The organism is Streptomyces sp. NPDC018026, assembly GCF_044327745.1.
GTDB lineage: Bacteria > Actinomycetota > Actinomycetes > Streptomycetales > Streptomycetaceae > Streptomyces > Streptomyces rubrogriseus.
Map to the genome: position 1 here is coordinate 237,351 of NZ_JBIRFY010000004.1, position 22,167 is coordinate 259,517.

Genomic DNA, 22,167 nt, shown 5'->3' on the forward strand with positions numbered 1-22,167 from the left:
CGCATGGACGCCGGGCTCAAGCGCGAGCTGGAGCAGAAGGTCCGCTCCGGTGAGCGGCTGACCCGCGAGGACGGCATCGCGCTGTACGAGTCGGACGATCTCGCCTGGCTCGGCGGCCTCGCGCACGAGGTGCGGACGCGGAAGAACGGCGACGTCGTCCACTTCAACGTCAACCGCCACCTCAACATGACCAACGTGTGCACCGCCTCCTGCGCGTACTGCTCCTTCCAGCGCAAGCCGGGGGAGAAGGACGCGTACACGATGCGCATCGAGGAGGCGGTGAAGCTCGCCAAGGCGATGGAGGGCGAGAACCTCACCGAGCTGCACATCGTCAACGGCCTGCACCCCAACCTGCCGTGGCGCTACTACCCGCGCTCGCTCAGGGAGTTGAAGGCCGCGCTGCCGGAGGTCTCGCTGAAGGCGTTCACAGCGACCGAGATCCACCACTTCGAGACCATCTCCGGGATGTCCGCCTCCGACATCCTGGACGAGCTGATCGACGCCGGTCTGGAGTCCCTCACCGGCGGCGGCGCGGAGATCTTCGACTGGGAGGTGCGGCAGCACATCGTCGACCACCGCACCCACTGGGAGGACTGGTCCCGCATCCACCGCCTGGCCCACGAGAAGGGCCTGAAGACCCCGTGCACCATGCTCTACGGCCACATCGAGGAACCCCGCCACCGCGTGGACCACGTGCTGCGCCTGCGTGAGCTGCAGGACGAGACGGGCGGCTTCCAGGTCTTCATCCCGCTGCGCTACCAGCACGACTTCGTGGACATGAAGGACGGCAAGGTCAGGAACCGCCTCCAGGCGCGGACCCAGATGGCGACCGGCGCGGAGGCGCTGAAGACCTTCGCGGTCTCGCGGCTGCTCTTCGACAACGTGCCGCACGTCAAGGTCTTCTGGGTCATGCACGGCGTCCAGACCGCCCAGCTCGCCCTCCAGCACGGAGCGGACGACATGGACGGCTCGGTCGTCGAGTACAAGATCACGCACGACGCGGACGACTTCGGCACGCCGAACAAGCTGACGCGCGAGGACCTGCTGGACCTGATCCGCGACGCCGGGTTCCGGCCGGTCGAGCGGAACACGCGGTACGAGATCCTCCGGGAGTACGAGGGTCCCGACCCGGCGCGCCGGGAGGCGCCGCAGCCGATGCGGGTCTGATTCGCCGCGGCAGTGCTTCGGCCGCCGGCCGGTGGGGGCCGGTCGCGCAGTTCCCCGCGCCCCTCAGGGCATGCACCCACGCTTCCTGAGAGGCGCCGGGCCTGTCCCGGCGCAGGGGCGCGGGGAACTGCGCGACCAGCCACGAACCACCCGCACCCGGCACGGACCCGAACGACCCAGGAGTCGCCGCACGAGCACTCGCGTAATGGCTACTATGGCTCGGTGTCCCTTACCTTCACCTTCGATCCAGCCGTCACCCCCGACCTCCGCGACGGCGTCCTCGACCTGTGGACCGACGTCTCCAACGCGGGCGGTTCCGTGGGCTTCGTGCCGCCGGTGACGCGCGAGGACGTCCGCCCCGAGCTGCTCAAGCACCTGACGGGCATGGCCGAAGGGCGTACCCGCCTCCTCGTCGGACTCGACGAGGAGGGCAGGGTGGCCGCCACCGCGTTCCTCGCCCTGAACACGCACCGGCTGATGCGGCACTGGCTCTGGCTCTACACGGTCATGGTCCACCCGCGCCACCAGGGCCGGGGCTACGGCCGGGACCTGATGGCCGCCGCCGCGGACGCCGCCCGCACCTGCGACGGCATCGAGGCGATACGCCTCACCTGCCGCGGCGGGCTCGGCCTGGAGCGGTTCTACGAGTCCTGCGGCTACAAGGAGGTCGGCCGGGTCCCCGGCGCGATCCGGGTCGCCCCCGGCGACGACCGGGACGACGTCTTCATGCTGCTGCCCCTGGCCTGATCCCCGGCCGCCGCCCGGCCGACCCCCCTGCAAGATCGACGGCCCGGCATGTTTCACTGGACAGTGCCTCTTTGTGCCAGAAACGGAAGAGTGGATTGAGATGCTCCGCTACACGCTGATGCGCCTCGGGATCTTCGCAGGCTGCCTCGTGGTCGTCTGGGGGCTCGTCTACGCCGGAGTGTTCCCGCGCGGCCTCGGCGACTCCAACGGCATGTGGATCCTCCTGCTCTCCCTGCTGATCTCCGCCCCCATCAGCTACGTCGCGCTGCGCAAGGAGCGGGACCGGGCCTCGGTCCAGGTCGTGGGCCGGGTGGACCGCATGAAGGCCAACCTGGAGGCCAACCGCGGCCAGGAGGACACCGCCGACGACACGGCACGGGCGCAGGGCCAGACCTCGTAACGTCCGTCACGCACCCGCACGCCCCGGCTTCCGAATTCACCGGAAACCGGGGCGCTTTGCGTTTTGCGGGCAGTAGTGCACTCCTGCCTCTCAAAGTATGGCTTTGAGTGTCTCAAAGCATGGGTGTTAAAGTCGTGTGCATGAAGCAAGCAGCCGCGCCCACCACACCACAGCGCCTCGCGCTCGTGGCGCGCCTGCACGTGGACCTCTGCCGGTGCGCGTCCGCGAACTGTCGCCCCTGACGTTCCCCCCTCACCAGTCGTCCCCACGTCAGCTCAGCGCGTCCCATCCCGCGTCCCGTCCCCCTACGGAGCATGTCCGTGTCTTCACCCTCTTCTGTGACGAAGTACCTCAAGGTGCCCTTCTGGGCCCAGATACTCGCCGGTCTCGTCCTCGGCGTCCTGCTGGGCTGGCTGGCCCGCAGCCAGGACATATCGTGGCTGGTCACCACCCTGGAGAAGGTCGGTGACATCTTCATCGGCCTGCTGAAGCTGGCCGTCGCACCGCTGGTCTTCTTCGCGATCCTCGTCTCGATCACCAACCTGCGGAAGGTCAACAACGCGGCCCGCCTGGCGTCCCGCACCCTCCTCTGGTTCATGATCACCTCGCTGATCGCGGTGGCCATCGGCCTCGTCATCGGCCTGGTCACCAACCCCGGCGCCGGCACCGGCCTCACCGCGGCCGACGGCGCCAAGCCCGAACACACCGGTTCCTGGATCGACTTCCTGACCGGCATCGTGCCCACCGACGTGATCACGCCGTTCACCGAGCTGAACGTCCTGCAGATCGTCTTCATGGCCGCCGTCGCCGGTATCGCCGCCCTCCAGCTCGGCGAGAAGGCCCAGCCGATCCTGAACCTGAGCGAGTCGATCCTCGAACTCCTCCAGAAGGCCCTGTGGTGGGTCATCCGCCTCGCCCCGCTCGGCACCGTCGGCCTCATCGGCAAGGCCATCGCCACCTACGGCTGGGACCTCATCGGCAAGTACGCCACCTTCACCGCCGACATCTACGTCGGCTGCGCCATCGTGATGTTCGTGGTCTACCCGACGCTGCTCGCCACCGTGGCCAAGGCCAGCCCGCTCCAGTTCTTCAAGGGCGCCTGGCCCGCCATCCAGCTGGCCTTCGTCTCCCGCTCCTCGGTCGGCACCATGCCGCTGACCCAGAAGGTCACCGAGCGCCTCGGCGTCCCGAAGGAGTACGCGTCCTTCGCCGTGCCCTTCGGTGCGACGACCAAGATGGACGGCTGCGCCGCGATCTACCCGGCGATCGCCGCGATCTTCGTCGCGCAGATCTTCGACATCCAGCTCGGCATCGGCGACTACCTGCTGATCGCCTTCGTCTCGGTGGTCGGCTCCGCCGCCACGGCCGGCCTCACCGGCGCCACGGTCATGCTCACCCTGACCCTCTCCACCCTGGGCCTGCCCATGGAGGGCGTCGGCCTCCTCCTCGCCATCGACCCGATCCTCGACATGATGCGCACGGCGACCAACGTCGCCGGACAGGCGCTCGTCCCGGTGATCGTCTCGGCCCGTGAGGGGATCCTCGACCGCAAGGCCTACGACGAGGCGCACGCCTCGCCGATCGACGAGCCGGAGCGGGAGAAGCAGGCGTCGGAGCCGGTTCCGGTCGCCGCCTGACCGTCCCGTCCGGGACGCTGACGTCCTGGACACCGCCGCACGGACCGTACGCTGATTCGCATGGGTGCAGGAAAGACCAAGCGGATGCCGCGTGCGGTCCGTGAGCAGCAGATGCTGGACGCCGCCGTGAGCGTCTTCGGCCGGCGCGGGTACATGGCGGCGTCGATGGACGAGATCGCCGAACTGGCGGGCGTGTCCAAGCCGCTGGTGTACCTGTACCTGAACTCGAAGGACGACCTCTTCAGCGCCTGCATCGGCCGCGAGGCCCGCGCCCTCACCGAGGCGGTGCGGGCCGGCGTGCGTCCGGGGCTGTCCGCCGACGGGCAACTCTGGTCGGGGCTGCGGGCGTTCTTCGACCACACCGCACGGCATCCGGACGCCTGGCGGGTGCTGCACCTGCACGCCCGTACGCACGGTGAGCGGTTCGCCGCCGAGGTGGCGGCGATGCGCGAGGAGATCGTCGCCTTCGTGACGCAGCTGATCGCCGCCGCCGCGCGTGACGCGCACCGGGACCCGCACCTGGCCGAGGGCGAGGTCGCCGGGCTGGCCGAGGCACTGGTCGGCGCCGCGGAGTCGCTGGCCGACTGGGCGGGCGCCACCGAGGGCGTCACCGCGAAGCAGGCGGCGGCGACCCTGATGAACTTCGCCTGGGCGGGCCTGGGCGACCTGATGGCGGGGCGGCCCTGGTCCGCGCCGGAGGATTCCGAGCCGGTGCCGGACGCCGAGCCGGTGCCGGACGCCAAGTCGGTGCCCGATGCCGAGCCGGTGGCCGATGCCGAGCCGGTGGCTCAGGCCGCCGGGTAGGGCCCCACCTCGCCGGACAGGTGCAGCCGCCGTCCTCCGTCGCCGCCGCGCAGCTCGAACCGCCCGTCCCCGGCCCCGTACGCCACCGTCCCCGGCAGCAGCACGGGCGCCCGGAACTCCGCCCGTACCACGGTCGCGTCCGGCGTCCCGTGCTCGGCGAGGCACCGGGCCACGGTCCACATGCCGTGCGCGATGGCCCGGGGGAAGCCGAACAGGCGGGCGGTGAGCGGGTGCAGGTGGATCGGGTTGCGGTCCCCGGAGGCGGCGCCGTAACGCCGCCCGATGTCACCGGCGAGTCGCCACTCGGCGCGCACGGGGAGGGGTTCCCGCTCCGCCGCGGGGGTCTCACCGGCGGCGGAGGGCCGGGCGGTGGTGCGGTGCCGGGCCAGGTAGGTGCTGCGGGACTCCCACACGACGTCGCCCCCGGCCCGGACCTCCGTGACCACCGCCGCCTCGGTGCCGCGCCGGTGCGGGGCCAGCCCTTCGACGTACACGGTGAGTTCGTACCCGGTGGTCGCGGGCATGGCGGCCCGGCGGGTGATGCCGATGGACGTGTGGACGAGGCCGAGCAGCGGCAGCGGGAAGCCCCGGCCGCTCATCAGGCGCATGGCCATCGGGAAGCCCAGCACGTGCGGATAGGTCACGGGAAGCGCGTCCGCGCCGGTCGCGAACCCGCACACCCGCTCGTACGCCGCGAGCCGCGCGAGGTCGACGCGCAGGCCGGGCAGGACCAGCCGGGTGCGGGGGAAGTCCGCGTCCGGGCGGGGGCGCTTGAGGGGCGACAGCAGCGCGCCGCGCGCGAGGAGCGGGGCCAGCGCGGGGACGCCGGTCAGGGTGCTGGGGGGCGGGGCCGCGGTGGTCATCACGCCCCCAGCAGGCTCTGGCCGCAGACCCGTACGACCTGGCCGTTGACCGCGCCGGAGGCCGGGTGCGCGAGCCAGGCGGTGGTCTCGGCGACGTCGACGGGCAGTCCGCCCTGCGCGAGGGAGTTCATGCGGCGGCCGGCCTCGCGGATGAGCAGCGGGACCGCCGCCGTCATCCTCGTCTCGATGAAGCCGGGCGCCACCGCGTTCACCGTCACCCCGTGTTCGGCGAGGGCCCGGGGCGCCAGCGAGCGGACGAGTCCGACGATGCCCGCCTTGCTCGCGCCGTAGTTGGTCTGGCCCGCGTTGCCCGCGAGGCCCGCGATGGAGGCCGTCGCCACGATCCTGCCGCCCCGGTTGACGGCGCCCGCCGCGAGCAGCGCGTCCGTGGTGCGCAGGACGCTCGCGAGGTTCACGTCGAGCACCGAACTCCAGCGGTCGGCCGGCATGTTGACCAGGCGCCGGTCGCGGGTGATGCCCGCGTTGTGGACGAGGACGTCGAGCCCGCCCGGCAGCGCGGCGGCGATGCGCTCGCCCGCGTCCGCCGCGGTGATGTCCAGCGTGAGCGCGGTGCCCCCGAGGCGTTCGGCGGCCCGGCGTGCCGCCTCCTCGGCCTGCGGCACGTCGAGGACGACGACCTGGGCGCCCTGCCCGGCCAGCGTCTCGGCGACCGCCGCGCCGATGCCCCGCGCGGCGCCGGTGACCAGGGCGGTGCGTCCGGCGAGCGGCAGCGCCCAGTCGTCGGGGGCGGCGCCCGCATCCGCCGCGGCGACCTCGATCACCTGGCCGCTGACGTAGGCGGAGGCGGGGGAGAGGAGGAAGCGGAGGGTGGACTCGGCGGGCGCCGCGTCGGTGAGCCGTACGAGGTTGACCGTCCTGCCCCGCCCGATCTCCTTGCCGAGCGAGCGCGTGAACCCCTCCAACGCCTGCTGCGCGGCGGCCTGGTGGTGGTCGGCCGGGTCGAGCGGCGCGCCGAGCACCACCACCCGGCCGCTCGCGGCGACGGACCGTACGACGGGATGCAGCGCGGCGTGCACCTCGGCCAGCGCGTCGGTGTCCCGTACGCCGGTGGCGTCGAGGACGACGGCGGCGGGGCGGCCGTCCTCGTCCCTGGGCAGGCCGGTGCGGGCCAGGACGGGCGCGAGGCCGAGCTCCGGCTGGCCGGCGGTGAGGTGCAGCAGGCCGCCGTCGAGCGCGTCCCGCCGCAGTACCGCGGGCTGCGGCAGCCCCAGCCGGCGGGTGAGGAAACGGCCCGGTGCGGTACCGGTGAAGCTGAGATAGCGGTCGGCCATGTCCTGTCTCCCCTGCGACTCTGTCGTGTCCACGCGCGCTCACGAGTGCTTACCCGAGAGTAAGGTTACCGGAGGTAATCCCGGGTGGCGGGTGGGGAGCGGGACAGGAGCAGTTCTCGCGCGGGATTCGGTCGGCCGCCGGGCGGGTGCCGGGCGGGTGCCGGGCGGGCTCTAGCTCGGTGCCGCGCCCCAGGGCACCCCGCTCGCCTCCCACGGGTTCGCGCTGAGGCCGCACAGGTACGGCGCGGCGGTGAGCGTCTGCGGCGTCAGGCGGATGCCGGTGAGGCGTTCGGCGAGGGCGAACGACGGATGGACGGTGGTGTGGGCCCAGTGCGCGGGGGTGTCGTCCTCGCCGGTGAGGTCGAAGCCGCATTCCGCCATGTCGGCGAGGAGTCCGTCCGGGGCGCTGCCCTCGCGGGAGTCGGCGAAGAGCGCGTCGAAGTCCAGTCGCAGCGTGCCGTCGACGTACCAGCAGAAGCGGTGCAGCGCGTTGGCGTTGCGGTAGTGCGAGACCACCGTGCGGCCTCGGGAGAGGGGGCCCACGGCCTCGTCCGTGGCGCCGAGGAAGCCGTTGTGCTCCACCATCACGGACCAGTCGCCGACCGCGGTGGCCCCGACGAAGAACCGCTGGTCGTCCTCGTCGTGGGCCAGTGTCAGCTCGGCCAGCCGGCTCACGCCGGTGATCCGCTCGGCGGGATCGGCGCCCAGGGCCCGCAGGAGTTCCCCGGGTGCGATCGTCCCGACGTAGGTGACGCAGTACGCGTCCACCCAGTCCTCGTGCTGTTCGGTGATCCACCGGTAGTCGTCGGCGGTGGGTTTGTCGGTCATGGCGGCATCCTGTCATCCGGCCCGGTCGCCGTGTCCGTGCGCCTGTCGCGCGTAACATCGCCTCGGGGGAGGAGAGTTGGGACCGCTGGGGGGAGTACCGCATGACCGGCAGGGCCGGACGGGTTCTCGTGGCCGACGACGACGTGAGCACACGGCGTTCGCTGGCACGGGGGCTGCGCCTGGGGGGTTTCGAGGTGACGCTGGCCGAGGACGGGCACGCCGCGCTGGAGGCGTTGCGCCGACAGCGGCCGGACATCGTTGTCCTCGACGTACGCATGCCGGGACCGAGCGGTATCGAGGTGTGCCGGGCCCTGCGCGAGAGCGGGGACGACGTGCCGGTGCTCATGCTCTCCGGTCTGGACGAAGTGGCGGACAGGATCGCCGGGTTGCAGGCCGGCGGTGACGACTACCTGGTCAAGCCGTTCGCCCTGCAGGAGCTCACGCTGCGGCTGCACGCCCTGCTGCGCCGGCGCCGTCCGGCCGCCGGTGACCGCGTGCGGGCCGGCGGCCTGGTCCTGGAACCGTCCGCCCGCCAGGCGTCACTGGACGGACGGCCCCTGCGACTGACGCTCCGCGAGTTCGATCTGCTGGAGACGCTGGCCCGCAACGCGGGCATCGTCCTGACCCGCGGCCAGTTGCTGGAGCGGGTCTGGGGGTACGACGCCGAAGTCCGCACGGACGCCGTGGACACCTTCGTCAGCTACCTGCGGCGCAAGACGGAGGCGCACGGACGCCCCCGCATCCTGCACACCGTGCGCGGCATCGGGTTCGTGCTGCGCACGGACGGGAGCGCGGACGGGAGCACCGGCGAGAGTACGCACGAGAGCACGGGCAGGAGTGCGCGAGCGGCCGGAGCCGCACCGTGAGGCTCTCCACCCGCATCGCGCTGTCCGCCGCCGTGATCGTGCCCGTCCTGGTCCTCGCCACCAACTACCTGCTGCTGGACTGGTTCACCGGCGACCTGCGCGCCGAGCAGGAGAGACAGCTGCGTTCGCGTGCCACGACCCTCACGCACAACGCCCAGGCCTATCTGCAGGCCGTCCAGGCCGGTCACCCCGTCGCCGCCAGGAACGCCCGGCGCCGACTGGTCGTCTCGTCGCCGGACGTCGGCTTCCGGCTGCGGGCACCGGGCGGCGTCGTCGCGGCCGGTCCCCGGCACGACCCGGCGCTGCCACTGCCGGACGAGGCCAGAGAGCCCGTCGTCCTGGACGGCGCGGGGCCGGGCGGCACCAAGTGGCTCGTCATGTCCCGCCGGATCACCCCGCCGAACGGCACACCACCCGACCGGCCCAACCTGTGGATGTACTCCCCGGACACCGCCTACCGGGCGCAACTGGCGCGGGTACGGCACCGGATCCTGACGGTGGCCCTGCTGTCCGCGCCCGTCACCGGGGCGATCGCCTGGCTCATCGCGAGCCGCGCCACCCTGCCGCTGCGCCGCCTCCAGCACCGGGCGAACGGACTCGACCCCCGCAGCACCGTGCTCCGCCTGGATCACACGCCGAGCGGCGTCACCGAGGTGGACGACCTCGCCGGCACGCTGAGGACCGTACTGGCCCGGTACGACGAGCAGGCCGCGCGCGCCGGGGAGGCGCTGGAGACCGCCCGGTCCTTCGCCGCGGCGGCCTCCCACGAGATGCGCAACCCGCTGACGAGCATGCGCACCAACCTGGACGTCCTCACCGAGTACCCGGACCTCGACGCGGCCGACCGCGAGGAGGTGCTCGCCGACCTGGCGCGTGAACAGGCCCGGCTGCTGGGACTGCTGGGGATGCTGCGCACGCTCGCCCAGGGCGATCTGGTCGAGGCCGACGCCTTCACCACGCTCGATCTGGGCGAGCTCGTCCGCGCCTGCGTCGGGGACCTGCGCCGGTCCCACCCCGGCGCGCGGCCGACCGTGCGGGCCGCGGACGGCCTGCTGGTCCACGCCTGGCGGGAGGGGCTGCGCTCGGCGGTGGACAACCTGCTGATCAACGCCTGGACCCACGGCCGCACCAGGACGGGCGACGCCCGCCTGGAAGTGACTCTGCGGGCCGTCCAGGGAGTCGGCGCACCGGTGGCCGTCCTCACCGTCGACGATCACGGCACGGGCGTCCCACCGGAGCTGCGCGAGGCGGTGTTCCGGCGCTTCCACCGCAGCCGGGACAGCCCCGGTTCGGGACTCGGCCTCACCCTGGTCGCCCAGCAGGTCGCCCTGCACCAGGGGCGGATCGTGGCGACCGACCGTCCGGACGGAACACCCGGAGCGCGCTTCGAGGTGCGGCTGCCGGTCACCGGCGTCCGGGACGTCACACACACCCTGCCGCTGCTCCGCCGCGACTGGCTGACCGCCGCCGACCGAGCGGGCGTACCCACCGACCGAGCCGGCGTACCCGCCGACTGAGCGGGCGTACCCGCCGGGACGGTCACAAGAATTTCACAAGATCGGCTCCTACGTTCCTCCCCACAGCAGGCTCGGACTGCTGCGGGGGAGGGATGCCGGAAGTGCCGGACGTGCGAACGCACTCGGACCAGGTGCTGCGGTCGTTGCGCCAGTCGGGCCCCCTGACCAGGGGAGAACTGGGGGAACTGTGCGGACTGTCCCGCACCACGCTGTACGAGGTCGTCAGCAGGCTCGTGGACCAGGGTCTGGTGGTCGCCACGGTGCCGGACGCCGGGCCGCGCGGACGCGGGCGCCCGGCGGAACTGCTGGCGCTGAACCCCGACGCCGGGCGGGTCCTCGGCATCGACTTCGGCCGGCGGGCCGTCCGGGTGGCCGCGATGGCGGTGCTGCACGACGACGTCGGCACCGCCGTTGAGCGCTGTCCCGCCGACGCGCCCTGGCCGGAGCGGGTCGCCCTCGCCCGCCGGCTGGCGGACACCCTGACCGGCGGGCGGCCGCGGCTCGACGTGTTCGACGGGGTCGGGGTCTCGGTGACGGACCCGGCCGCCGGCCCGTCCGCCCCGGTGGACCGGCGGGCCCTGGCGACGCTGGTCGGCCGCAGCTTCGGCACCCGGGTCCGGCTGGACGCCGCCCCGCGGCTGGCGGCGCTGGCCGAGACCGTGCGGGGCGCGGCCGCGGGACAGCGGGACGTGCTCTACCTGGAACTGTCCGACCGGGTCGGCGGCGGACTGGTGAGCGCCGGCGCGCTGCACCACGGCGCACACGGCCGGTCCGGGGAGTTCGGGCACATCACCGTGGAGCCCGCGGGCCCGTCCTGCGCCTGCGGTGGCCGGGGATGTCTGCAGACGGTGGCGTCCACCGGGGCCGTACTGCGCGCCTACCGGGCCGCGGCGGACGCGGCGGACCTGACGGCCGCGCTGTGCGCCGGTGAACCGGCCGCCCACGCCGCGGTCCGGCGGGCGGGCACGTACGCGGGCCGGGTGCTGGCCGGCCTGGCGAACGCGCTCGCACCCGGCGCCGTCGTCGTGGGAGGCGAACTCGTCACCGCCGCCCCGGCGCTCATGGAAGCCGTACGGCGGGAACTGGGGGCGAACGTCGTGCGGTTCGGCTCCCGCCCGCCGCTGCTCGTCCGCCGCGCCGAACTGGGCGAATTCGCCGCCGCCCTCGGTGCCGTATTCCTGCTGCGGCGGCCCACCGAAGCGGGCCGGAGTAAATCCGGCCGCAGGGCATTTAATCCGGACCCGGAATATTGACGGTCCTCGACGACAAAATTGGCGGCTTTCTAAGATCCCGGTGTCCGGGTGTGCTCATTCCACCCGCCCGCAGAGAGGAACAACTCAGCATGCTCATGAATCGGCGGGTCAGAGGATTCGTCACCATAGGCGTGGCCGCCGCCCTTCTGGGCGTCGCGCAGGCGAGCCCGGCCTCCGCGGTCCCCATGGGGACGGTGCGGCAGGGAAAGGCCACGTTCTACACGGACCGCGGCACCGGAGCCTGCGGAAAGCCGGTCGACGCGGCGCACCAGTCGATCGTCGCCGTCTCGCCGAAATGGTGGACGGCGGCCAATCCGAACAAGGACCCGTTGTGCGGTCTCAAGGTGCGCGTGACCTACCGGGGAAAGTCCGTGACCGTGCCGGTCCGGGACAAGTGCGCCGGCTGCGGCCCCAACCACATAGACCTCGGGCGGCCCGCCTTCGCGAGGCTGGCCGCTCCGGCCAAGGGCGTCATCAAGGGCGTCAAGTGGAAGTTCGTCAGGTAACAGGTATCAGGTAACAGGGGAGTTCGATCCATGTCCAAGTCCCGCATACTCACCGGGCTGCTCGCGGCCCTGACACTCTCGACCCTGGCCGGACCGCTGGCCACCGCGGCGTCCGCCGCTCCCGCCGCTCCCGCCGTACAGGCCGCGCCCGCCGCACAGGCCGGATTCGTGGTCGGCAAGGCCGAGTTCAACCGCATGTTCCCGAACCACAACGCGTTCTACACGTATGCCTCGTTGACGAAGGCGATGAAGGCGTTCCCGGCCTTCGCCCACACCGGCGGCGCCGCCGTCAGAAACCGCGAGGCCGCCGCCTTCCTCGCCAACGTCTCGCACGAGACCGGTGGGCTGAAGCACATCGTCGAACTGGACAAGTCCAACTACGACCACTACTGCGAACCGGGCAGGCCCTACGGCTGCCCGGCCGGCAAAGCCAAGTACTACGGACGCGGCCCGATCCAGCTGAGCTGGAACTACAACTACAAGGCCGCCGGTGACGCCCTCGGCATCGACCTGCTGCACCACCCGGACCTGGTGCAGAAGAACCCGGTCGTCGCCTGGAAGACGGCCCTGTGGTTCTGGATGCGGCAGACCGGCTCCGGCTCCATGACCGGCCACCGCGCCATGGTGAGCGGGGCGGGCTTCGGCCAGACCGTCCGCAGTATCAACGGCGCCGTCGAGTGCGACGGCCGCAGGCCGGACCAGGTGCGCCACCGGGTGGCCCAGTACGACAGGTTCGCCCGGATCCTGCACGTCGCGCCCGGCAAGAACAAGAGCTGCTGAGGGAGCGGGAACATGTTCATGTCCCGGTACCTCGCCGCGGCCCTGACCGTCGCCGCCGCGGCGACCGCACTGTCCGCGGGATCCGCCGCCCCCGCCTCGGCGGCCGTGCCCCCGCCCAAGGCGCTGAAGGCCGACGTGCTCAGGCTGACGAACGTCGAACGGGCCAGGGCGGGCTGCCCGAGGCTGACGTTCGACGCGGCGCTCGCCAGGGCCGCGCAGCGCCACACGGCCGACATGGCGCGGCACGACTTCGTCGGCCACGTCGGATCGGGCGGCAGCACGATCGTGACCAGGGCGCGGGCCGCCGGTTACACCGGCTGGAACGCGCTCGCGGAGAACGTCGCCGCCGGTCCGAAGACCGCCGCCGCCGTGGTGCGGAGCTGGATGAGGTCCCCGGGCCACCGGGCCAACATCCTCGACTGCTCGCTGGAGCACCTGGGCGTCGGGTACGTGAAGAAGCCGGGCACCCGCTACGGGACGTACTGGACCCAGGACTTCGGCGCGAAGTTCTGATCCGCCCACTGCGAGCCGACCGCCGCGTGCGGTGTGCCGATGCCGCGGCACACCGCACGCGGCGGTGGTCTGCCGGAGGATCAGAAGGGCGTGACCGTCAGGCGCAGGCGCTGGGGCGCGTTGTCCTGGATGTACGTGGCGAAGTCACCCACGTCGTCGAAGGCGAAGCCGTACGCCTTGCCGTTGTTCACCACCGAGTGGATCGCCCGCGCGTAGTGGTTGGTGACGGGCGTCCGGTAGAAGGCCGCCGCGCCGGTCGTGGGCTGGGCGCCGGCGCGCAGCAGCACGGAGCGGTTGAACCCGGCGCCGAGCACCGCGGCCACCGGGCCGCGCAGGCCGTCGTTGGGTGCGGCGAGGCTGCCGTCGCAGAAGAGGATGTCGCGGGTGGTGGGCCGGTCGAAGGTGAGGGTGGCCGGACCGTGGAAGGTCAGCTTCCCGTTGCGTACCCGACCGGTGAAGGTGCCCGCGTTGGTGCGGACGGTGAGGTTCTGCCGCGCGTACCGCTGCCAGACCCGGTCGATGTACGGGCCGTAGTAGTTCCCCGGGAAGCGTCCGGCGTCGAGGCCGTGCCCGGGGGCGAGGGCCCGCAGGTCGCTCACCACCAGCCGGTCGAACGCCTCGTGCCGTCGCAGGGCGGCGAAGACGGCCCGCCTGCCGCCCTTGCGCACCGCGCCGGTGGTGTGCCGGCCCCGCCCGGTCAGCTGGAGGCTCATCGGGACACTGAACATGTCGACCATGGTCGTGTTGCAGAACATCCCGTCGGCGTTGTGGGTGAACTCCGCGCAGTCGTGCAGAACCGGGTGGTTGGGGTCCGACGCCACCCAGCCGGCCGGGGTCTGCAGCGCGGGCCGCCCGTTGCCGTCCCGCACCACCTTGAGCTTCAGCTTCCCGCCCAGGGACACGTAGATGCGGCCCGACATACGGGGGAGGGAGAGGTGGGTCTCGCCCTTCGCCGCGAGCGGGATCGCGTAGTCGGTGAACCCGCCGGCCCCGTTGTCCGCGAGGGCGAGCGGGACGGCGTTTCCGGCCCGGTCGACCCTGACCTGCCGGTCGTTCCGGGTCCCCACGATGTACACGTGGACCGACGCGTTCTTGAACTCGCCGCTGTTGTTGACGACGGTCAGCGGCAGTCGCCCGCCCGCCGCCGCACGGGCCGCGGGCGCGGCGGCGGAGACCAGCGGGCCGGCGAGCGCGGCCCCTCCGGCCGCCACGAGAAGTGAACGGCGCGCTATTGACCGCGGACGGTCGTGGGTCGTCATCCCGCAATTCTCCTCTGATCGGTGATCGGTGAATGGTTAAGGGTTAAGGGCCAATGGCGAAGGTGACCGTACTGCGATTCACGGCATTCTTTGATTTGTCCGGGATTTTTTCCCGTATGGGTCCGTGGTTCCTCTTCGCTCCCGCCCGGCGCAGTTGTGCGTGCGGTAGTGTTACCGCCGGTAAGTCCATGTCGCGGGTGAGGAGCGGTCCGAGATGAGCCCACTGGCACAGCAGTCCACGCGCCGCGTCGCCGTGCTCGGCGGCACGCGCGTCCCCTTCGCCCGCGCCGACGGGCTGTACGCCACCGCCTCCAACCAGGAGATGCTCACCGCGGCCCTCGACGGCCTGGTCGAGCGGTACGGGCTCCAGGAGCCGGGCGCGGTCGGCGAGTTCGTGGCCGGGGCGGTCCTCAAGCACAGCCGGGACTTCAACCTCGCCCGCGAGACCGTCCTCGGCTCGGCCCTCGACCCGCGCACCCCCGCCTACGACATCCAGCAGGCCTGCGGCACCGGACTCCAGGCCGTGATCGCCGCCGCCAACAAGATCGCCCTCGGCCAGACCGGGTCGGCGATCGCGGGCGGCGCCGACACCGCGAGCGACGCCCCGCTCGGCGTCAACGACCGTCTGCGCCGCATCCTCCTGGAGGCCCGCCGGGCGAAGACCGCCGGCGGCAGGCTCAAGGCCCTGGCCAAGGTCCGCCCGGGACACCTGGTCCCCGACATCCCGCGCAACGCCGAGCCGCGCACCGGCCTGTCGATGGGCGAGCACGCCGCGGTCACCGCACGGGCCTGGGGCATCACCCGTGAGGAACAGGACGCGTTGGCCGCCGCGAGCCACCAGCGGCTGGCGGCGGCGTACGAACGCGGCCTCTTCCGGGACCTGGTGATCCCCTTCCGGGGCCTGGCCCGCGACCAGAACCTGCGCCCCGGCTCGACGCCGGAGAAACTGGCCGCACTGAAGCCGGTGTTCGGGCTCGACGCCCCCGGTCCCACGATGACGGCGGGCAACTCCACCCCCCTGACGGACGGCGCCGCGACGGTGCTTCTGGCCAGCGAGGAGTGGGCCGAGGCCCGCGGCATCGAACCCCTCGCGTACCTCACGGCCTACGAGACGGCGGCCGTGGACTTCGCCGGCGGGGACGTGGCCGGGGGTGAGGACGGACTGCTGATGGCCCCCGCGTACGCGGTCCCGCGGATGCTGGAGCGGGCCGGGCTCGGGATCGGGGACTTCGACCTGGTCGAGATCCACGAGGCGTTCGCGTCCCAGGTGCTGGCCACGCTGGCCGCCTGGGAGAAGCGCGGCCTGACCCCGGTGGACCGGGCCCGCCTGAACGTGGCGGGTTCCTCCCTGGCCACCGGCCACCCCTTCGCCGCGACCGGCGCCCGTATCGTGGCGACCCTGGCCACCCTGCTCGCCGAGCGGGACGGACCGGGGCGCGGCCTGATCTCCGTCTGCGCGGCGGGCGGCCAGGGTGTCACGGCCATACTGGAACGAACGTGACTTACCCTCAGGTAACCCCCAACACTGCACACCTCCGGCGCGGGAAGATCGTGGAACGCGCACCAAGTCCCCACCTGGGCACCGTACGATCCCGGAACTGACCGCCGGTAACCCATGTCCGCGGAACCGGCGATGAACGCCTCGGCGCGCGAGGCACGTACGTCATGCAGCAGAGCAGCGACAGCAGAAGCAGTGTCTTTGCTGCACGTCCCAGGAGCCGCCCGTGTCCACCCCGCTTCCGTCCTTCGCCGCGTCCGCCGCCTACGCCGACTCGCCCGGCCCCACCCTGGTGGCGCCCGAGACGCGGATGCTGGACGGGACCGTACGGGAGGCGTACGTACCGCCGTTCGCGCCGCCGGTGCGCCGCGGGTCCCTCGCCGACCTGCCCTTCGACAACGCGGCGGCGGTCCCGGGCCAGGTCGTCCTCAGCCGCAGGTCGCCGGACGGCGACTGGAGCGACGTCACGGCGGCCGAGTTCGCCGGGCAGGTGCTGGCGGTCGCCAAGGGCATGATCGCCGAGGGCCTGCTGCCGGGCGACCGCATCGCGATCATGGCCCGGACGACGTACGAGTGGACGCTGCTGGACTTCGCCGCCTGGGCGGCCGGACTGGTCACCGTCCCGATCTACCCCACCTCCTCCCTCTTCCAGACCCGCTGGATCCTCCAGGACTCCGGCGCCGTCACCCTCGTCACCGAGACCACCGCACAGGCCGCGGCGCTCGGCCCCGAGCTGGACCGCATCCCCGACCTGGGGCACCTGTGGGTCATGGAGAAGGGACACGTGGAGCGGCTCGCGGAGCTGGGCGCGCGGGTGCCCGACGCGGAGGTGGAGGTACGCCGCGGCATGCTCGGCCCGGGCACGCTGGCCACCCTCATCTACACCTCCGGCACCACCGGCCGCCCCAAGGGCTGCGTGCTCACCCACGGCAACTTCTTCGCCGAGGTCGACAACGCCATCGAGCTGCTCTACCCGGTCTTCAAGGCGGAGACCGGCGAGGAGCCCTCGATCCTGCTCTTCCTGCCGATGTCCCACGTCTTCGGCCGCATGGTCGCCGTCGCCTGCGTCCGCGCCCGGGTCCGCCTCGGGCACGCGCCCAGCCTGAAACCCGAGGACCTGCTGCCGGACCTGGCGGCCTTCCGCCCGACCTGCCTGCTGACCATCCCGTACATGCTGGAGAAGGTCTTCAACAGCGCCCGCGCCAAGGCCGAGTCCGGCGGCCGGGCCTCCGCCTTCGACCGGGCCGCCTCGGTGGCGGTGCGCTACGGCGAGGCCAAGGAGGCCCGCCAGACCGGTACCGGCAGCGGCCCCGGCCGGGGCCTCAAGACCGCCCGCTCCTTCTACGACCCGCTCGTCTACCGGAAGATCCGGGGCGCCATGGGCGGCCGGGTCAAGTACGCCATCTGCGGCGGCTCCCCGCTCGGCCGCCGCCTGGCCGCCTTCTACGCCGGCGCCGGCATCGAGATCTTCGAGGGCTACGGCCTCACCGAGACCACCGCCGCGGCCACCGTCACGCCCCCGCTCAAGCCGCGCCTCGGCACGGTCGGCTGGCCGCTGCCCGGCACCCGCATCCGCATCGCCGCCGACGGCGAGATCCTCGTCGCGGGGGAGCAGGTCCTGCACGGCTACTGGGACCCGCAGGCCGGGGGCGTCGTCCAGGCCGCACCCGACGGCTGGTTCGCCACCGGTGACATCGGCAGCCTGGACGACGAGGGCTATCTGACGATCACCGGCCGCAAGAAGGAGCTGCTGATCACCGCGGGCGGCAAGAGCGTCGCCCCGGCCCCGCTGGAGAACTGGCTGCGCTCCCACCCCCTGATCTCCCAGTGCATCGTCCTGGGCGACCGCCGCCCCTACGTCACCGCCCTGTTCACCCTCGACCCGGACGGCGTCACCCACTGGCGCCGGATGAACGGCAAGCACCCCGTGCCGCCGGAACTGCTGACCGACGACGAGGACGTCCACGCCGTGCTCCAGCGCGCGGTCGACGAGGCCAACAAGCTGGTCTCCCGCCCGGAGTCCATCCGCCGCTTCGCCGTACTGCCCAGGGACTTCACCGAGTGGGAGGGCCACCTGACCCCCTCCATGAAGCTCCGCCGCGAGGCGATCATGCGGGACTTCGCGGAGGCGGTGGAGGGGCTGTACGAGGGGTAGGGGTTCCACGAGGGCCAGGGCCTGCCCCGGCGGATGCTCAGCGGCGGGCGATGAGGAACGCCTGCGGGACCTGGGCGACGGTGGTCTCCTCGGTGGTCCGTACCGTCCGGGACAGCACGGTGAACCCGGCCTGCTCCAGCAGCTCCGCCATCGGCTCCGGCCGCCGCCGTTCGAAGTCCAGGGCGACCGGGTGGCCCCACGGCCGGTCATGGTGTTTGGGCTCGTCACCGACCTGGAAGCCGAGCAGCAGATGCCCGCCCGGGGCCAGCACGCGCCGCACCTCGCCGAAGAGGTCCGGCAGCCGCTCCCACGGCGTGTGGATCGACGAGTACCAGGAGACCGCCCCCGCGAGGGCGCCGTCCGGCAGGTCCAGGTCCAGCATGGACCCCTGCTCGAACCGCAGCCCCGGGTTCTCCCGGCGCGCGATCGCGAGCATCGAGGAGGACAGGTCGAGCCCGAAGACCCGCAGGCCCAGCGAGGCGAGGTGCGCGGTGACCAGTCCGGGCCCGCAGCCGAGGTCGGCCACCTGCCCCTCCGGTCCGACCAGCTCGGCGAAGGCGCCCATCAGCGCCCGGTCCAGCGGGGCGTCGTCCAGCGCGGTGCGGAAGCGGACGTGGTAGTCCTCGGCGATGGCGTCGTAGAAGGTCCGGGTGGTGGCCACGAAGGCGGGGTCGACGGTCATGGCCGGACCCTAGCGGCAGCCACTGACAGCAGGAGTCGGTGAGGAATTCACGAAGGTTTCACGAAAGGCAGGAGCCCCGTCGCCGAAACCGGCGCGGGGCTCCTTGGGTACTGCTGTCAATCAGACAGGAGTGACATTCTCCGCCTGCGGACCCTTGGGGCCCTGCGTGACGTCGAAGGACACCTGCTGGTTCTCCTCGAGGGACCGGAATCCGGTCGCGTTGATCGCGGAGTAGTGGACGAAGACGTCGGGGCCGCCGCCTTCCTGGGCGATGAAACCAAAGCCCTTTTCGGCGTTGAACCACTTCACGGTTCCGGTAGCCATAAGCCCTCCTTGGGCCCAAAGGGTTGCCCTGCTCCAGAACCAGCAAGTGTGAAGACTTTGAATGCCGCACAACTGCATACGTCTGAGAACGACGAGAGCCCGCGGTCACATGCTCCGCAGGCTCTGTACTGCAAGGGAAACCAAACTGCAACTTGCTGTGAGCCTAGCACGCAGGCCCCCGAGCGCAACAGAGGTCAAGATCACTTCACCCGGACGTTTGAACGCCTGCGCCGTTCGGCTGACGCCGGGGGTCGCCGACGGGCGGATGCGGGCGGAGGGCTAGCCTCCCGATGTGGACAATTCTCGCACCCGGCCGCGTGTCGGCCACATCCAGTTCCTGAACTGCCTGCCCCTGTACTGGGGGCTCGCGAGAACAGGCACGCTCCTCGACTTCGAGCTGACGAAGGACACCCCGGAGAAGCTCAGCGAGCAGCTGGTGCGCGGTGATCTCGACATCGGTCCCGTCACCCTGGTCGAATTCCTCAAGAACGCCGACGACCTCGTGGCCTTTCCCGACATCGCCGTCGGCTGCGACGGCCCCGTGATGTCGTGCGTGATCGTCTCCCAGGTCCCGCTGGACCGCCTGGACGGCGCCCGGGTCGCCCTCGGGTCGACCTCGCGCACCTCCGTACGCCTCGCCCAGCTCCTCCTGTCGGAGCGCTTCGGCGTCCAGCCGGACTACTACACCTGCCCGCCGGACCTGAGCCTGATGATGCAGGAGGCCGACGCGGCCGTCCTGATCGGGGACGCGGCCCTGCGCGCCAACATGATCGACGGCCCGCGCTACGGCCTCGACGTGCACGACCTGGGCGCCCTGTGGAAGGAGTGGACGGGTCTGCCGTTCGTCTTCGCGGTCTGGGCGGCCCGGCGCGACTACGCGGAGCGTGAGCCGGTCATCACCCGCAAGGTGCACGAGGCCTTCCTCGCCTCCCGCAACCTCTCCCTGGAGGAGGTGGAGAAGGTCGCGGAGCAGGCCGCCCGCTGGGAGGCCTTCGACGAGGACACCCTGGCGAAGTACTTCACCACCCTCGACTTCCGCTTCGGCGCCCCGCAGCTGGCGGCGGTCACCGAGTTCGCCCGCCGTGTCGGCCCCACCACGGGCTTCCCGGCGGACGTGAAGGTGGAGCTGCTCGGCACCCCCTGACCCGGACGCGCCCCGGGTGCCGGCGGGGGCGGCCCACTACCCTGCTGGCAGGTACCGGCGTACGGGGGAGGGGTGGACGCCATGCGGCCGCTCGAAGTCGACGAACCCACCGTGGTGGGGCCCTACCGGCTGCTCGGCCGGCTGGGCTCCGGCGGCATGGGCCGGGTCTACCTGGGCCGCAGCGCGGGCGGCCGCACGGTCGCGGTGAAGATCGTGCACCCGCACTTCGCGCTGGACGACGAGTTCCGGGCCCGGTTCCGGCGCGAGGTGGCCGCCGCGCGCCGGGTCGGCGGCGCCTGGACCGCTCCCGTACTGGACGCCGACCCCGAGGCGCGCGTGCCGTGGGTCGCCACGGCGTACGCGGCCGGTCCGTCCCTGACGGCGGCCGTGGCGGACGGCGGCCCGCTGCCCGCCCACTCGGTACGGGCGCTCGGCGCGGGCCTCGGCGAGGCGCTGGCGGCCGTGCACGAACTGGGCCTCGTCCACCGTGACGTGAAGCCGTCCAACGTCCTCCTCACCCTCGACGGCCCCCTCCTGATCGACTTCGGCATCGCCCGCGCCACGGACGGCACCGCTTCCCTGACCTCGACCGGGGTGTCCGTCGGCTCCCCCGGCTACATGTCCCCCGAGCAGATCCTCGGCAAGGGCGTGACCGGCGCGGCGGACGTCTTCTCGCTGGGCGCCGTGCTGGCGTACGCGACGACGGGCCGGCCGCCCTTCCCGGGTGACTCCTCGGCCGCGCTCCTCTACAAGGTCGTCCACGAGGAGCCGAGCCTCGACGGCCTGGACGGGGAGCTGCGCGAGCTGGTCGCCACCTGCCTGGCGAAGGACCCGGCCGCCCGTCCGGCCCCCGCCGAGGTGGCCCGGCGCCTGGCCCCCGAGGGCGCGGCCCGCCTGGTGAGTGGCGGCTGGCTGCCGGGGGCGCTGGTGGAGCGGGTCAGCCGCAGCGCCGTACGGCTGCTGAACCTGGAGGCGGCGGAGACGGAGACGGAGACGGGGCCGGGGGCGGTCGCGGGGGAGGCGTCGGGCCCGGTGGGTTTCAGCCGGCCGTCGGTCACGGCGGGCGGGGAGAACGGGACAGGCGCTCCGCGGGGACCGGAGGAGGACCGGGCGGCGCCCACGCCCGCGGGTGCCTCCGGTGCTTCCGGCACCTTCGGTCCTCCTCCGGTGATGCCGACGCCCACGGCGCCCTCGACGCCACTCCCGCCACCGCCAACGGCCTCCTCCTCATTCGTCCCCGGCGCGGACCCGGACACGGGGCACCCGTCCGGCAGGCTCGCCCTCTCCGTCGCGGCGACCTCGACGCAGGGCGCCCAGGGACGCGGCCGCCGGATCAGCTGCACCGTGGCGCTGGCGGTGGCGGGCGCGCTGGCGGCGGTGACGGTGGGGTCGGTGTTCGTCCTGGACCTGCTGCCGGGCTCGGGCAACGACGCCAACAACGCGGGGGGCAACGAGGCCTCCCCCGAACCTCCGGCCGCCACCCCCGGCGGGCTGCCCGCGCGCTACGTCGGCACCTGGGAGGGCCAGGCCGCCGCCCTGAACGGCAAGCTGCCGCTGGGCACCTTCCGGATCACCATCAAGCAGGCGAAGGCCGGCCAGGAACTGGGCAGGCTCCGCCAGACCGACGCGCTGGGCGGCGTCTGCGTCGACGTGATCACCCTCAAGAAGGTCACGGAGAAGCAGCTCGTCGCCGGGTCGGTCGGCGCCGAGGGCAACCACGACGGCTGCAACCCCGCGCCCACCACGGTCACCTTCACCCCGGTCGGCGACGACCTCGACTACGCCTCGAAGAGCGAGGAGTCGGGCCGGCCGAAGGCACGGCTGTCGAAGATCAAGTAGCGGGACCGGGTCTCCACCCGCCCACTGCCTCCGCATCCGCCGCGCCATGCCCCGGTGATGACGCTGCCCGGTAATGGCCCTGCCCGTAATGGC

General features: G+C 72.4%; 22 protein-coding genes. 16 read left to right on the plus strand and 6 right to left on the minus strand.

Annotation, left to right across the window (positions count from 1 at the left end; translation table 11 throughout):
• Positions 1 to 3: 3 nt before the first annotated feature.
• From mqnE to ACH4D3_RS15110, 6 genes are all read left to right on the plus strand, one after another.
• Entirely contained in the window at positions 4 to 1,167 is a 1,164-nt protein-coding gene (gene mqnE / locus ACH4D3_RS15085) for an aminofutalosine synthase MqnE (protein WP_398321737.1), read from the plus strand.
• Between the two features lie 222 nt (positions 1,168 to 1,389).
• Positions 1,390 to 1,914, plus strand: a complete 525-nt coding sequence (locus ACH4D3_RS15090; RefSeq protein WP_398321740.1) for a GNAT family N-acetyltransferase — start codon at positions 1,390 to 1,392, stop codon at positions 1,912 to 1,914.
• Between the two features lie 100 nt (positions 1,915 to 2,014).
• A complete protein-coding gene (locus tag ACH4D3_RS15095) occupies positions 2,015 to 2,314 on the plus strand; it encodes a DUF4229 domain-containing protein (RefSeq protein WP_398321743.1) in 300 nt (99 codons plus the stop codon).
• A 140-nt stretch (positions 2,315 to 2,454) separates the two neighbouring features.
• Positions 2,455 to 2,556, plus strand: coding sequence for a putative leader peptide (locus ACH4D3_RS15100; protein ID WP_309546884.1), 102 nt, complete (start codon positions 2,455 to 2,457; stop codon positions 2,554 to 2,556).
• Positions 2,557 to 2,628: 72 nt separating this feature from the next.
• Positions 2,629 to 3,951 carry a dicarboxylate/amino acid:cation symporter gene (locus ACH4D3_RS15105; protein WP_398321746.1) on the plus strand — a complete coding sequence of 441 codons (1,323 nt, stop codon included), beginning with the start codon at positions 2,629 to 2,631 and terminating at the stop codon, positions 3,949 to 3,951.
• Positions 3,952 to 4,011: 60 nt separating this feature from the next.
• The gene (locus tag ACH4D3_RS15110) at positions 4,012 to 4,755 is read left to right on the plus strand and encodes a TetR family transcriptional regulator (protein ID WP_398321749.1); all 744 of its coding nucleotides are present in this window, start codon (positions 4,012 to 4,014) and stop codon (positions 4,753 to 4,755) included.
• Here the strand turns inward: ACH4D3_RS15110 and ACH4D3_RS15115 are convergent.
• From ACH4D3_RS15115 to ACH4D3_RS15125, 3 genes are all read right to left on the minus strand, one after another.
• On the minus strand, positions 4,740 to 5,618 hold the full coding sequence (locus ACH4D3_RS15115; protein WP_398321752.1) for a MaoC family dehydratase: 879 nt from the start codon (positions 5,616 to 5,618) through the stop codon (positions 4,740 to 4,742). The two genes, ACH4D3_RS15110 and ACH4D3_RS15115, sit on opposite strands and share 16 nt — an antisense overlap.
• Entirely contained in the window at positions 5,618 to 6,910 is a 1,293-nt protein-coding gene (locus ACH4D3_RS15120; RefSeq protein ID WP_398321755.1) for a 3-oxoacyl-ACP reductase, read from the minus strand. Before ACH4D3_RS15120 ends, ACH4D3_RS15115 begins: the two co-directional genes overlap by 1 nt.
• A 171-nt stretch (positions 6,911 to 7,081) precedes the next feature.
• On the minus strand, positions 7,082 to 7,738 hold the full coding sequence (locus ACH4D3_RS15125) for a DUF6461 domain-containing protein (RefSeq protein WP_398321758.1): 657 nt from the start codon (positions 7,736 to 7,738) through the stop codon (positions 7,082 to 7,084).
• A gap of 101 nt (positions 7,739 to 7,839) precedes the next feature.
• On the opposite strand from ACH4D3_RS15125, the gene ACH4D3_RS15130 reads away from it, so the two are divergent.
• From ACH4D3_RS15130 to ACH4D3_RS15155, 6 genes are all read left to right on the plus strand, one after another.
• Positions 7,840 to 8,604 (plus strand): response regulator transcription factor, encoded by a 765-nt coding sequence (locus tag ACH4D3_RS15130; RefSeq protein ID WP_398321761.1) that lies wholly within the window; start codon positions 7,840 to 7,842, stop codon positions 8,602 to 8,604.
• Positions 8,601 to 10,121: a sensor histidine kinase gene (locus tag ACH4D3_RS15135; protein WP_398321764.1), complete on the plus strand. Its 1,521-nt coding sequence runs from the start codon at positions 8,601 to 8,603 to the stop codon at positions 10,119 to 10,121. Before ACH4D3_RS15130 ends, ACH4D3_RS15135 begins: the two co-directional genes overlap by 4 nt.
• Positions 10,122 to 10,231: 110 nt before the next feature.
• On the plus strand, positions 10,232 to 11,374 hold the full coding sequence (locus ACH4D3_RS15140) for an ROK family protein (RefSeq protein ID WP_398321767.1): 1,143 nt from the start codon (positions 10,232 to 10,234) through the stop codon (positions 11,372 to 11,374).
• An 89-nt stretch (positions 11,375 to 11,463) separates the two neighbouring features.
• Positions 11,464 to 11,880 carry a cysteine/serine endopeptidase inhibitor gene (locus ACH4D3_RS15145; RefSeq protein WP_398321770.1) on the plus strand — a complete coding sequence of 139 codons (417 nt, stop codon included), beginning with the start codon at positions 11,464 to 11,466 and terminating at the stop codon, positions 11,878 to 11,880.
• 30 nt (positions 11,881 to 11,910) lie between these two features.
• Entirely contained in the window at positions 11,911 to 12,660 is a 750-nt protein-coding gene (locus tag ACH4D3_RS15150; protein ID WP_398321773.1) for a chitinase, read from the plus strand.
• A 12-nt stretch (positions 12,661 to 12,672) separates the two neighbouring features.
• Positions 12,673 to 13,173, plus strand: a complete 501-nt coding sequence (locus ACH4D3_RS15155) for a CAP domain-containing protein (protein WP_398321775.1) — start codon at positions 12,673 to 12,675, stop codon at positions 13,171 to 13,173.
• Positions 13,174 to 13,253: 80 nt separating this feature from the next.
• Here ACH4D3_RS15155 and ACH4D3_RS15160 read toward each other — a convergent pair whose 3' ends face one another.
• Entirely contained in the window at positions 13,254 to 14,432 is a 1,179-nt protein-coding gene (locus ACH4D3_RS15160) for a beta-1,3-glucanase family protein (RefSeq protein ID WP_398321778.1), read from the minus strand.
• A gap of 214 nt (positions 14,433 to 14,646) precedes the next feature.
• On the opposite strand from ACH4D3_RS15160, the gene ACH4D3_RS15165 reads away from it, so the two are divergent.
• Complete coding sequence (locus ACH4D3_RS15165; protein ID WP_398321781.1) at positions 14,647 to 15,933, plus strand: acetyl-CoA C-acetyltransferase; 1,287 nt, start codon at positions 14,647 to 14,649, stop codon at positions 15,931 to 15,933.
• 223 nt (positions 15,934 to 16,156) lie between these two features.
• A complete protein-coding gene (locus ACH4D3_RS15170; protein WP_398321784.1) occupies positions 16,157 to 18,085 on the plus strand; it encodes an AMP-dependent synthetase/ligase in 1,929 nt (642 codons plus the stop codon).
• A 37-nt stretch (positions 18,086 to 18,122) separates the two neighbouring features.
• On the opposite strand, the gene ACH4D3_RS15175 is transcribed toward ACH4D3_RS15170, so the two are convergent.
• Positions 18,123 to 18,767: a class I SAM-dependent DNA methyltransferase gene (locus ACH4D3_RS15175; protein WP_398321787.1), complete on the minus strand. Its 645-nt coding sequence runs from the start codon at positions 18,765 to 18,767 to the stop codon at positions 18,123 to 18,125.
• Between the two features lie 120 nt (positions 18,768 to 18,887).
• Positions 18,888 to 19,091 (minus strand): cold-shock protein, encoded by a 204-nt coding sequence (locus ACH4D3_RS15180; RefSeq protein ID WP_004984723.1) that lies wholly within the window; start codon positions 19,089 to 19,091, stop codon positions 18,888 to 18,890.
• Between the two features lie 292 nt (positions 19,092 to 19,383).
• On the opposite strand from ACH4D3_RS15180, the gene ACH4D3_RS15185 reads away from it, so the two are divergent.
• Positions 19,384 to 20,235: a menaquinone biosynthetic enzyme MqnA/MqnD family protein gene (locus tag ACH4D3_RS15185; protein WP_398321790.1), complete on the plus strand. Its 852-nt coding sequence runs from the start codon at positions 19,384 to 19,386 to the stop codon at positions 20,233 to 20,235.
• 81 nt (positions 20,236 to 20,316) lie between these two features.
• Complete coding sequence (locus tag ACH4D3_RS15190; RefSeq protein WP_398321793.1) at positions 20,317 to 22,074, plus strand: protein kinase; 1,758 nt, start codon at positions 20,317 to 20,319, stop codon at positions 22,072 to 22,074.
• Positions 22,075 to 22,167: the final 93 nt, after the last annotated feature.